Annotated in this window: 12 protein-coding genes; 6 read left to right on the forward strand and 6 right to left on the reverse strand. The window is 41.3% G+C overall.

Going from position 1 to position 12796, the window contains the following annotated elements; genetic code table 11:
- Nucleotides 1–122 precede the first annotated feature (122 nt).
- Both V7K67_RS25250 and rdgB read left to right on the forward strand, forming a co-directional pair.
- A complete protein-coding gene (locus V7K67_RS25250; RefSeq protein ID WP_334732038.1) occupies nt 123–1559 on the forward strand; it encodes a phosphoglucomutase/phosphomannomutase family protein in 1437 nt (478 codons plus the stop codon).
- 85 nt (nt 1560–1644) lie between these two features.
- Nucleotides 1645–2220, forward strand: coding sequence for an RdgB/HAM1 family non-canonical purine NTP pyrophosphatase (gene rdgB, locus V7K67_RS25255; RefSeq protein WP_334732037.1), 576 nt, complete (start codon nt 1645–1647; stop codon nt 2218–2220).
- Between the two features lie 173 nt (nt 2221–2393).
- Here the strand turns inward: rdgB and V7K67_RS25260 are convergent, their stop codons facing one another.
- From V7K67_RS25260 to V7K67_RS25275, 4 genes are all read right to left on the reverse strand, one after another.
- Nucleotides 2394–2732, reverse strand: a complete 339-nt coding sequence (locus V7K67_RS25260; protein ID WP_012410794.1) for a P-II family nitrogen regulator — start codon at nt 2730–2732, stop codon at nt 2394–2396.
- 588 nt (nt 2733–3320) lie between these two features.
- Nucleotides 3321–3932, reverse strand: a complete 612-nt coding sequence (locus tag V7K67_RS25265; protein WP_335168887.1) for a cell division protein ZapB — start codon at nt 3930–3932, stop codon at nt 3321–3323.
- Between the two features lie 199 nt (nt 3933–4131).
- A complete protein-coding gene (gene thiD / locus V7K67_RS25270) occupies nt 4132–4965 on the reverse strand; it encodes a bifunctional hydroxymethylpyrimidine kinase/phosphomethylpyrimidine kinase (protein ID WP_334729093.1) in 834 nt (277 codons plus the stop codon).
- Nucleotides 4966–5032: 67 nt separating this feature from the next.
- On the reverse strand, nt 5033–5155 hold the full coding sequence (locus tag V7K67_RS25275) for a hypothetical protein (protein WP_334729094.1): 123 nt from the start codon (nt 5153–5155) through the stop codon (nt 5033–5035).
- A gap of 448 nt (nt 5156–5603) precedes the next feature.
- On the opposite strand from V7K67_RS25275, the gene V7K67_RS25280 reads away from it, so the two are divergent.
- The 4 genes from V7K67_RS25280 to V7K67_RS25295 all read left to right on the forward strand — a co-directional run bounded on the left by V7K67_RS25280 (nt 5604) and on the right by V7K67_RS25295 (nt 10750).
- Nucleotides 5604–5807: a hypothetical protein gene (locus V7K67_RS25280; RefSeq protein ID WP_334729095.1), complete on the forward strand. Its 204-nt coding sequence runs from the start codon at nt 5604–5606 to the stop codon at nt 5805–5807.
- 259 nt (nt 5808–6066) lie between these two features.
- Complete coding sequence (locus V7K67_RS25285) at nt 6067–7602, forward strand: hypothetical protein (RefSeq protein ID WP_334729096.1); 1536 nt, start codon at nt 6067–6069, stop codon at nt 7600–7602.
- A gap of 50 nt (nt 7603–7652) precedes the next feature.
- The gene (locus V7K67_RS25290) at nt 7653–7832 is read left to right on the forward strand and encodes a hypothetical protein (protein WP_334708053.1); all 180 of its coding nucleotides are present in this window, start codon (nt 7653–7655) and stop codon (nt 7830–7832) included.
- A gap of 392 nt (nt 7833–8224) precedes the next feature.
- Nucleotides 8225–10750, forward strand: a complete 2526-nt coding sequence (locus V7K67_RS25295; protein WP_334729099.1) for a choice-of-anchor D domain-containing protein — start codon at nt 8225–8227, stop codon at nt 10748–10750.
- 231 nt (nt 10751–10981) lie between these two features.
- Here V7K67_RS25295 and V7K67_RS25300 read toward each other — a convergent pair whose 3' ends face one another.
- Nucleotides 10982–11806 (reverse strand): M90 family metallopeptidase, encoded by an 825-nt coding sequence (locus V7K67_RS25300; protein ID WP_334729100.1) that lies wholly within the window; start codon nt 11804–11806, stop codon nt 10982–10984.
- Between the two features lie 174 nt (nt 11807–11980).
- Nucleotides 11981–12598: a hypothetical protein gene (locus V7K67_RS25305; protein WP_334729101.1), complete on the reverse strand. Its 618-nt coding sequence runs from the start codon at nt 12596–12598 to the stop codon at nt 11981–11983.
- Nucleotides 12599–12796: the final 198 nt, after the last annotated feature.

Here is a 12796-nt window from a genome sequence, read left to right on the forward strand (position 1 = left end):
AATACACAAATTGGCTAACTTTTGTATTGAATATCATTAGTACATATTTTTACTAGATTCTTTTTTTACTCTGCACACTGTATAAATGCTAGAATCCTCAAGTAGACAGTTAGGATACTTAGATGCCAGTTGTAGCTAACTCAATCAAGTTTGGTACAGACGGCTGGCGGGGCATTATTGGTGACGAGTTCACCTTTGAACGCCTAGCCCTGGTCGCACCAGTCGCCGCAAAAGTATTATATGATACGTATTTTTCTACGGTTGGTAGCCGAACAATAATTGTCGGTTACGATCGCCGATTCATGGCTGAAGACTTTGCTCGTGCTGTTGCCGATACTGTCAGTGCTGTGGGATTTGATGTGCTACTGAGCGAGAGCTATGCCCCAACCCCAGCTTATAGTTGGGCAGCAAAAGAACTCAATGCTTTAGGGGCGCTGGTAATTACGGCCAGCCATAATCCTGGTAAATATTTGGGTTTAAAAGTCAAGGGTTATTTTGGTGGATCGGTACCGCCAGAAGTCACAAAAGAGATAGAAGAGCAGTTGGCGGTGGGAGTACCTCTAGCAGCTACCCCAGGTAAGCAAGAGAAATTCGATCCTTGGCCTAGTTATACCCAAGCGCTAGAAGGTAAAGTTGATATTGCCAAACTTAGAGAAGCGATCGCATCTGGCAAATTAACATTATTTGCCGATGTCATGCATGGCGCTGCTGCTACTGGATTGGCCAGACTACTAGGCAATCAGGTTAAAGAAATCAACAGCGATCGCGACCCCCTATTTGGTGGCGGTGCGCCGGAACCCTTACCTAAATACCTTTCAAAGCTATTTGAAGTCATCAAGGCTGACCGAGAAACCAATAAATCAGGTTTAACGGTGGGATTAGTATTTGATGGAGACTGCGATCGCATTGCAGCAGTAGATGGAGAAGCCAACTTCCTAAGTTCCCAAGTATTAATCCCGATATTAATCGACCATCTAACCCTACGGCGCGGTTTTACTGGAGAAATAGTCAAAACTGTTAGTGGTTCCGACTTGATGCCCCTTGTGGCGGCACTACATAACCTCTCAGTCTTTGAAACAGCAGTTGGTTATAAATACATCGCTGACAGAATGTTAGCAGCAAAAGTGTTACTGGGTGGCGAAGAGTCGGGAGGAATTGGCTATGGTAGCCATATCCCTGAACGTGATGCCCTGCTGTCAGCATTGTATGTGCTAGAGGCGATCGTCGAATCTGGTTTGGATTTAGGTGAGTATTATCGCTACTTGCAGCAAAAAACAGGGTTTACCTCAGCTTACGATCGCATTGATTTACCCTTAGCAAGTATGGAAGTGCGATCGCGTCTTTTGCAACAACTGCAAACCCAACCCTTAACGGAAATTGCCTCTTTAGCAGTAATTGATTGCCAAACAATTGACGGCTACAAATATCGCCTAGCTGATAAAAGCTGGTTAATGATTCGCTTTAGCGGTACTGAGCCAGTTTTACGCCTCTACTGCGAAGCACCGACAATTGAGCAAGTGCATCAAACTCTTGCTTGGGCGAAACAGTGGGCGGAGTAAAATTAGTGAGGAGTTAAGAGTTAGGAGTTAGGAATTAATAACTCATAACTCATAACTCCTAACTCTTAACTGATATTTAAAATTCATGACATTACTTGTAGTAGCCACAGGAAATCCAGGTAAGTTGCGGGAAATGGAGGCTTACCTGGAAAATTCTGGTTGGGAATTAGCCCTCAAACCTGAAGAATTGGAAATTGAAGAGACGGGCGAAACTTTTGCCGCCAATGCTTGTCTGAAAGCGTCACAAATTGCTAAAGCTACTGGAAACTGGGCAATTGCTGATGATTCGGGCTTGCAAGTAGATGCCCTGAATGGCGCACCAGGAGTGTATTCTGCACGTTACGCCAAAACCGACTCAGAACGCATTGCTAGGATATTGAGCGAGTTAGGCAACGAGGTAAATCGACAAGCTCAATTTGTCTGTGCAGTAGCGATCGCTAGTCCTGATGGTGCGATCGTATTACAATCTGAAGGTATTTGTCGCGGCGAAATTCTCCACGTACCCCGTGGGGATAGTGGCTTTGGCTACGACCCAATTTTTTATGTGCGAGAGTTGCAATTGACCTTTGCTGAGATGACAAAGGAGTTAAAGAGGTCAATTAGCCATCGAGGCAAGGCTTTTACAGCTTTACTTCCGCAATTGGAGAGAGTTAATAATTAGGAGAGACGCGATTAATCGCGTCTGTACAAGAGCTAGGAGAGACGCGATTAATCGCATCTGCACAAGAGTTAGGAGTTATGAATTTTGCTAAATCTTTATTCATTACTCCTGACTTATAACTTTTAACTCCTGACTTATAACTCTTAACTCCTAACTCTTAACTCCTAACTTTTTTAAACTGCTTCTGTGTTCTTTTCGCCAGTACGAATCCGAATCACTTGCTCAACAGGCGAGATGAAAATTTTACCATCGCCGATTTCACCAGTGCGGGCAGCAGCAATAATTTTGTCTACCACCATATCAACCTGATTGTCGTCAACTACAATTTCCACTTTGAGTTTTTGCAGAAACTCAACAGTATACTCAGAACCGCGATACCGTTCAGTTTGACCTTTCTGCCGTCCGAATCCCCGGACTTCAGAAACAGTCATGCCAACAATACCAGCGTTAACTAAGGCGATTTTTACCTCATCTAGCTTAAATGGGCGGATAATAGCTTCTACTTTTTTCATCTTCTTAACTCCTGACTTCTACTAGCTTCGTTTATATATCTAACCAGATCCGCTGTCTGAAGCTGTAACCAGCAGTGCTTTTCCTAAAAGATATGTAATAATTACCACTTTTTTAAATCGTAGATGCTTTGCTTGAGGGTTTGGGACATGAGAACCAGCAAGGATTTATTGAAAGTCGGCGGGAAACTCCATCCCTTTGTGGGTGGGGAGGGATAGCTGCTGCCCGCCGACTTGGGGCATTAGGCATAGGGCATTGGTGATTCTTCCCCATGCCCCATTCCCCATGCTCAAAAACTCTATCCCGCAAGTAGCGTGGAGTTTTTTATCAGAAAAATGGGTTTAAAACCCTGTGCTTCTAGCACGGCTTTAATTAATTTCTTACAGAATATCTGAATGTCAATTGGATAATCTTTGAAGTTCTAACATAAGTAAGTTGCTGTCAATTTAGCATTTTATGTAGCTTTTATAACCCAATAATATATCAACTCCACCATTTAGCAGATTTGGTCGGATATTTAGAGAGTGATTGCAGACAAATTGCACGGTAGCCCGAAAGCCTGCTACTGCTGCTGACTGTGGGAATGTCAACTAACGTTTCTGATGTTCAAACAAGGGACGCACAACGAAATATCCAGCACTAAAGGCAGTCAGCATAATTAACAAGATGGTAATAATTAACCACCAGCTATTGATTCCCTTGGCATCTGGCTCAGTAGTGGAATAATAATAACTTACTTGTTGCTCTTCTATAAAAACTGGTTCTGGTATCGGGAAATTCATTTCCGTTACAGGTGTAGGAAAGTCTTGGCGGCGACTTTTTTCGCGTGGGGTTTTGGGTACAACAGATGGACGCGAACGAGAAACCTCCTGACGTGGACGCGCTGGTGCTACTGGCTGTTTGGCGGCACTTTGAAAGTCACCAGAAGCTTGGGTAGCTTGATGATAACCAGGTGTAGTATGGGAATCCACAAAATTTTGCAACCGGGAAAAAGACTCAACGACTTTGGTAATTTCTTGGCGTAATAGTTGATTTTCTTGTGCCAATTGCTGATTTTGGGTGGTGAGTGCATTTAGCCTCGCCTGTGCTGCTTGCAACTCTGTTGACAATTCCCTGTATACAGATAGTGGTACAGAGGGAGGGTAGGCTTGAGTAGTCGGTATTGGCGAATTTCTGTGAACAGAACCTATGGTTGTTCGCATTGGGGGGTTGGTATTAAAAATCAAGGTAATTAGATCGTACAGAGATGCTAACAGAGATAGTCAGCCCTCAAACTATGCCCAAGAATAATAGAAAAATGCCGAAAGGGCAAAGATTTTTTATTGGGGATTGGGGATTAGGTATTAGGTATTGGGTACTAAGAAAACTTTTCTCTAATCCCCAGTCCCTAGTCCCCAGTCTCTAGTCCCCAGTCCCCAGTCCCAACAATGGAAAGAAGTGTCCCACAGGGCCTTGCCCTTCGCCAATGTCTAGAGCGTAAGTGAGTGCAGTAGTCACATACTCCTTTGCCTGTTGCACTGCTTGCCACAAGTCTTTTCCCTTAGCTAGATTAGCAGCGATCGCAGCCGATAGTGTACAACCAGTACCGTGGGTATTTTTTGTCTCTACTTGCTGGCAAGTCAAAACTTCTAACTTCTCCCCATCAAACCAGATATCAACACCACGCAAGTCTCCCTGCATACCTCCACCCTTGACTAAAACAGCCTTCGTCCTTAAAGTCTTGTGAATAATTTCAGCAGCCTTCTGCATATCCTCCAAAGAATTAATTTGTAAACCGCTCAAAATCTGGGCTTCATAGCGATTAGGCGTGATTATAACCGCCTTAGGAATCAGGGTATGGCACAGAGTCTTCACTGCATCATCATCAATCAATTGTGCCCCTGTACGTGACACCATTACTGGATCAACAACTAGATTCTTGATTTGTAAAGCTTCCACTTGCTGGGCCACAGCAAAGATAATTTCCTGATTAAGCAACATACCCGTTTTGGCAGCTTGTACACCAATATCCTCAACTACTGCCTGAATTTGCGCCACAACAGCCTCTCTTGGCATGGCATCAACTCTCCTCACTCCCAGAGTATTTTGTGCCGTGACACAAGTTATGGCACTAGTACCGTGGACACAGTGAAAAGCAAAGGTGCGTAAATCAGCTTGAATTCCTGCACCGCCACCGCTATCTGAACCAGCAATGGTTAAAGCAACAGGTATGCTGGACTGTATTTCAGTGTTCATATTATGAAGATTAGGTAAATTGGCGTCATCAAACCAAACTATCTCAAAGATTGATGAACGTGCTGAGTTAGCGGGTATGAGTCAATACGGTTCGGTTAAGGCAAGAGACGCGATAAATCGCCGTCTCTACAATAATCAGTTCTTCGTCTTGACGGCGATTTATCGCGTCTTTGTGATCTAGAATTTTCATCAAAAAACCTTAACCGAACCGTATTGGGGTATGAGTTATTAATCATTCTTCCCCAATCTCCACTCCCCATTTTTCAGGCGTAGCCCACCAAAGGTATTGTTCTTTAAAAAGATTTAGATAAACTTCATCAAATCCTCGCAAAAAGCGCTTTCTATTTCCATATCACTCTGGAAATTAACAGGACTCCACCAGATACTTCCATAGTTTTTTGGCTTTTGTTGTAAAAAAACCTACTATATTCCGGGCATTTACTGATAACAAGTGCTGTTTGTAAAGGTTACTTTTAACTAAGTTCACAAGGCTCAGTTACACCGCTTAGAACAGGTTCGACTAAGTTGTTACATTAGTTCCCTTAAGTTAAGGGGTCAACCTACTAAAGTTTCAACCAATTTAACTTTGACCACTATAACTTTAAGTCCCCAGTTATCAGTTAGGGGTGCATTTTATCATGCCAATTTGGCAACCTCCTGACCTAAAACAACGGATAAAGTTCAGAAGAATTTTTATGCCAAATATCATCGCTATATCAAATATAGCAGATGGTAAAACTGGCTTGCAAACAGATGAAGATACAATTCAATTTGACTTGACCAGCCTTATTAATCAGGTGATGTTTGACGACAAATCTAGAGGCGAAGCATGTACGTACTAATCGTCCGATTAACCTCAACAAAACCCTGACGATTGACGGGATCAATCCCTCTAGTTCAACTATCAACGGTTGACAAGAGAAAAATTTTCAGTTTTACAGCAGTGTTTCTACAACCGATGCGATTTCAAGTCGCCTTGGACAACTATGACTGTTTTTAACAGTTCAGAAAGATGACCTATTCAAATAACTACTTAGCAACTGAAAAAAGTTGCCGAGAGTCTACTACCAATTTCCCTTACACACATTTGGAGTAATACAAATGGCTGGCACAACATACTACGTTTCTGGAACAGGCAATGATAATAGCAATGGCTTGACTACGACAACTCCCTTCCGCACAATAGCCAAAGCAGTTTACCTTCCCCAATTGAAAGCAGGCGACACAATCCTTGTCATGAACGGCACTTACGGTAGCGTAGGGGTGATATTTAACAAAAATGGCTCACCAAACAATTGGACAACAATCAAAGCCTATCCAGGAGCTACGCCTAAGATCATAACAACGGGAAGTGCGATGAATATATTTAGTTCATCCTACGTGCGGGTTGAAGGACTTATCTTTGAGGGCAATCGGCAAAATATTACTCTAGACTACGCCTTACAACAGAAAAATAACCTGAGTAACCCCTTAACTAATGCCAATGGAATTTATGTAGCATCTTGGAAAAATAGCCAGGGAGTAGGTGGTACTAATCCTCATCACATTGTCATCACTGGTAACACAGTTAGTAACTTTTCAGGTGGGGGTATTGCAATCAGTGATGCAGACTACATCACAGTTGAGAAAAATGTTGTGTCTGGAAATGCTTGGTATTCGCCTTATGGTAATCAGGCAATTACCGCTCTTCGCAGTTTTAATTTGGATAACAATACTACTGACTACAGGATGATTTTTCGAGGTAACATTGTCTACGATAATCAAAGTCTGGTTCCGTGGTATGCAGCTGGTAAAATTACTGAAGGGCACGGTATCATGCTTGATACTACTATTCAAGCTAAAGGCGGTGTACCTTATACAGGGAAAGCTTTGATTACAAATAACATAACTTACAATAATGGTAGTTCTGGTATTAATGTTTTCAAGGCTAATCATGTAGATGTTATTAACAACACAGCCTATCAGAATAGTCGTGTTCTCACAAATAATGGAGAAATTGGTGTTTCTTACTCAGACAGTGTACGTGTCTACAACAACATTTTGTATGCAAGCAACAATCAAAATGCCAATTCCATCAAGTACGCTACAAATGTAACTTTTGATCACAACCTTGTTTATAACTCCAACATATTTCAAGCTTCAGATAATTTAAAGGCCACAGGGTTGCTGAATATTTTGGGTAAAGATCCCCAATTTGTTAATGCGATTCAAAGTAATTTTGCCCTCAAACCTGGAAGTCCTGCGATCAGTGCTGGCTCCAATGCCTTCAATAGCATCACTGGTAATGGTACTGGCATTGCAGCGGTTGATCTTGGTGCATACCTTCATCTTGGTACATACCAAGTTCCCACCCCAGGAATTCAAGCTCTCAATGGCACAGTTGAGATTGCAGATGGTAGTACTACTGGGATTAATTTTGGTGACACTATAGTTGGTAACACCCTAATAAGTAAAGCCTTTGCCATCAATAATACTACTACACCTGCACTCAACCTGAATAATCTTCAACTTATCGAAGAATTTAGTTTGGTCGGTACTCTTCCGATGAGTCCCGCATTGCTCACAAGTTCCGCGATTTTAGTCCTCATCATCCTTGTCCGAAATATATTTAGGGCATTTTTGAAAGATTATTTTTGATGCAGTGTGAAAAACTGGAATCTAGATTTGATAAGGCTTTGAGAATTGTGATGAGAAATCCAGGGAGTATAGCTGCTAATACTCCCATCACTAATATACCAAGCACTTATAGTGGTAGCCTCAGTTTAAACAATAACGATAGTAATGAAAGCCCATTTAACTATGCAAATAATGGCACAAATGACATTACTGATAGCAGCACTGTTAGTCGGGGCGACGAAATAGCCTAAAAAATAGCCAGTTTACAAAGAGTAGCGATCGCAGCTACTACAGATGAAAATACGATTCAATTCGACCTCAAGTCTTGCTCATCAAACGATATCTGACGACAAATCTAGAAACAAAGTATTTACCCGCTAATCGTCCGATTACCCTCAACAAAACCCTGACGATTGACGGTATCAATACCCCTAGTTCAACCATCAACGGTTGACAAGAGAAATATTTCCAGTTTTACAACAGCATTTTTACAACCGATGCGATTTCAAGTCGCCTTGGACAACTATGACTGTCTGTAACAGTCCAGACAGATGACTTATTCAAACAACTACTTAGCGACTGAAGAAAGTTGCTGAGAGTGTATTACCAATTAATTCCCCTTACACACATTCGGAGAAAACAAATGGCTGGCAAAACATACTACGTTTCTGGAACAGGCAATGATAGAAGTAATGGTTTAAACGAAGAAAATGCGTTTCGCACCCTGACAAAAGCCGTGTCTCAACTGCAAACAGGTGACACACTATATGTCATGAACGGAACTTATGACAAAGGATTTACGCTTTTTAACAAAAATGGCTCACCAGACAACTGGACAACAATCAAAGCCTATCCAGGAGCTACGCCTAAGATAAAAACGACGACAAGTGGGATGAATATATTTAGTTCATCCTACGTGCGGGTTGAAGGACTTGTCTTTGAGGGCAATCGGGAAAACATCACTCTAGCTTATGCCTTACAACAGAAGGATAATCTGAGTAACCCCTTAACTAATGCCAATGGAATTTATGTAACATCTTGGAAAAATAGCCAGGGAGTGGGTGGTACTAATCCTCATCACATTGTCATCACTGGTAACACAGTTAGTAACTTTTCAGGTGGGGGTATTGCAATCAGTAATGCAGACTACATCACAGTTGAGAAGAATGTTGTGTCAGGAAACGCTTGGTACTCGCCTTATGGTAATCAGGGAATTACTGCTCTTCGCAGTTTTAATTCAGATAACAATACTACTAACTACAAGATGATTATTAGAGATAACATTGTCTACGATAATCAAAGTCTGGTTCCGTGGTATGCAGCTGGTAAAATTACTGAAGGGCATGGTATTATGCTTGACACCACTATGCAGGCTCAAGGTGGTGTAACCTATAACGGTAAGGCATTAATTGCAAATAACATAGTCTATAACAATGGTAGCTCTGGCATTGACGTTTTTAAAGCGGTTAATGTAGACGTTGTCAATAATACGCTTTATCAAAATAGCCGTGTTCTCACAAATTCTGGAGAGATTGGTGTTTCTTACTCAGACAATGTACGTGTCAACAACAACATTCTGTATGCAAGCGACAATCAAAAAGCCAATGTGATCAAATACGCCACAGATATAACCTTTGATCGCAACCTTGTTTATAACTCTAATGCCTTCCAAGCTTCAAGTAATCCAAACGTCACTGGGTTACAGAATATTTTGGGTAAAGATCCCCAATTTGTGAATGCGGCTGGAAAGAATTTTGCACTTAAACCTGGAAGTGCTGCGATTGATGCTGGTTCTAGTCTTTTCAATGGCATCAGTACGAACATTATTCAAGATGGTGATGGCAATGGTACTGCATTGATTGACATTGGCGCATACGAAGCTCCGCGCATCACCATTACTGCTCCAGAAATTCAAGTTCTCAATGGCACAGTTGATATTACCGATGGCAGCACTACTGCGATTAACTTTGGCGATATCATTGCTGGTAACACTTTAACCAAAACCTTTACCATCAAGAACACCGGTACAGCTGCACTCAACCTGAGTAATCTTCAACTTCCCAACGGATTTAGTTTGGTTGGGACTCTTCCAACAAGTGTAGCTGCTAATGCTTCCACCACTATATCGGTGGCACTCAACACCACTACACCCGGCATCTATAGTGGCAGTTTTAGTTTAAACAACAACGATAGTAATGAAAGTCCCTTTGACTTTGCCATCAGTGGCACAGTTAAACCCAAAATCATTAATGGCACAGCCGGCAATGACATCTTTATTACCCGACCAAACAATGGCAATGACATCATCAGCGATTTTGGTGGTGTAGGGACTAGCTCAAATCCTTCGGCTGCGGTGATTGCCAAAGTAGATACCTTGCAATTTATTGGGGCTGGCTTGACTGCGAGAAATCTGCAATTAACTCAAAATGGCAATAATTTAGAAGTTACCTTTGAAGATGTGGCTAATACCAAAGTCACTCTGCAAAACTTTCAGTTAGAAAACCTAGAGAACTTAGCTGCATCAAAAACACAATCCGCCATCGGTAATATCATATTTGACGGACAAGCCAGTGTTAGCGACAGCTTTGATGTGATTAATGCTAACTCCACTCAAACTAGCATTTTCAATACAAACAGCGTTACTTTCCTCAATGACTTGAACAATAACATTACCGGTTTTGATAATTCTAACGATGTGATTAATGGTCAAGGGGGTAATGACACTATCAATGGCAACGGTGGTAACGACCTGCTACGGGGTGGTGCTGGCAATGATCTTTTTATTGGTGGACAAGGCAATGATACTCTTGTGGGTGGTATAGGTGCTGACTCTTTCATCTACAACACCGATGCTGCTTTTACTAGCGCTGCTGTGGGTATTGATGCGATCGCTGACTTCAATCACTCTGAAGGTGATAAGATTGTTCTAGATAAGACCACCTTTAATGCCATTACTTCTATTGTAGGAACAGGTTTTAGTAACGCCAGTGATTTTCAAATCACTAGTTTAGGGGCAGTTAGTAATGCTGTAATTATCTACGACCCTGCAACTGGGCAATTACTATACAATCAAAATGGTAGCGCTGCTGGTTTCGGCAGTGGTGGTCAATTTGCACAACTGACTGGTAAGCCTACTCTTACTGCCTCCGACTTCATCATTCAAGCATAGTTAGTTGGGTCAACTGGGTAGAAGTGTAATCCAAGGATGAATTCACTTTCAAGATGGTTTTCAATTAAATAGATCGCACTTATAGGGGCGCAATAGACATCTCCGAAAAAGAATGTAGAGACGTAGCACTGCTACGTCTCTACAAAGGTTTTGGGTAACGCATATTGAATTTCTGGAGATGTCTAATATATTTATTGTGTCCCTATATATTGACTTGCAATCCGCTGTAGTTTAAACCCATTGCACAGGATCTAATTGATAGTAACGTTGTAATTGCTCATAAAGTGCTGGATGCTTGGACAACAATTGGTGCGGTTTCTCAAAGAATGTCTCAGTCGCCACAGCAAAAAATTCTGCGGGATTTGTTGCGCCATAGCTATCCATTACTGTCTTTACCCCTTGTAGAAGATCGTTACAAAGTTGCTGATATGCTTCTGTCATCACCTTTGACCAAATAGGATAGTCTGAGTTATGTTGCAGTATAGGAACTCCCTCAGCTTTACCATCCTCTTGATCCAACTGATGGGCGAATTCATGAAGTATAACGTTACGTCCATCCCTCCAGTTACCAGTGTCTTGTTTCACTTGTTCCCAAGATACTACTACTTGGTCAGTTGTCCACGATTCGCCTAATCTTGCCACACGCCTTTCTTCAACAACATAATTTCCAATAGCAGTCGTTTCCTGAACAAAATAAGCATTGGGATACATCAGAATTGAACGAAGTCTAGGAAAGTACTGCCCACGTTCATTAAGTAGGAGTAAACAGGCAACAGCAGCAAGGGTCAGTTTCATTTCCTCTGTAACTTGTAATCCTCTACAGCCAATAAATTGCTTTTCTGCTAAAAACACTTGAATATGTCCCTGAAGTCGTCTGATTTCATCGGGAGAAAGACAAGGGTAAATAGGAAGATTATTCTCAATAATGGCACTCCAAAGGGGAGGAAAAGGACGATGTTTGAGACGCTTTCTTCGCCTTTTAACTAGAATGGGATTGACTAAAATCCCAGCAATAATTAGCCCAATGGTGAAAAAGAAAATTATTGTTTTAATCATTAATTTTTGAACAGGTTACAAGTGTTGAGCCGAAAGATTGTCATAAAGGCACTTGTTTTACGTTGCCCATAGCAAATACTGAAAAATGTTAAGGCTATTGCTGTGCAGTCGAAGGTGCAAAGAAAGCGCATGGAAAAACTCATGTCGAGTGGAGATATTGAGCGAAATAAGCTACTAGCTACAATAAGCCAGATTGCTTAATCCGGGAGTATTTACTAAGTCAGTATTGGCTATCCAACCATTACCGGATAACTCTCCAGGGAAACTTCTGGAAAGGTCGATTTCTACCCAAATGTAATTTTCAGATTTGTATGACTTAACTATATTACCTGTAACCAAGTTCACAAACACGATTGCGTTGGGATTAAGTGTTGTAATAAAAGCTCCTTTTGTACTTGGTTGGCGAAGTAAAGTTACAGGTTGTACAATTTGCCGACATGCACTGCCAATAGTAGGTTTAGTCCATAGGTTTTGAGCGTTGTTATTCGTCTGACAAAATTTCAGCACAGCAGTTTGAATAAATCCTGAAGTCGGAGATTTGATTCTGACAAATCTATCTCCACTAGCTGGTATATATGCTAAATTAATCTTTGTTTTTGCCGACAATATTCTGATAGCCTTCGATGATGTTGAAGGTTCTTGAAAAATTGGAGTATCTACTTTAATTGCACGACAACTCGACTGTGAAGAATTGGAGATAGTCTGTGTGATTTGAGCAAATACAGGTACACCCAGAGGGAACGTAGCAATCTTTACTAGAGTAAAAATATACAATAACTTCTGAAATTCCACGTTGTTTCCTAAATATCACTTATAAAAAACTCTACATTAGATTCGCAACTTATAAACTCTGACGTTAAAAGAGCCTAAAAAAATTATTTTTAGCCATTAGACATGTATCGGCTCAATAAGTCGGGGTAGCGAATAAAAGTTGCTAACATTCGATTTCATGAGAGTTAACTATATTGTGATAAAGCAGGCATTCTATTT

The sequence above is a fragment of the Nostoc sp. genome (assembly GCF_036917155.1).
Classification (GTDB): domain Bacteria; phylum Cyanobacteriota; class Cyanobacteriia; order Cyanobacteriales; family Nostocaceae; genus Nostoc.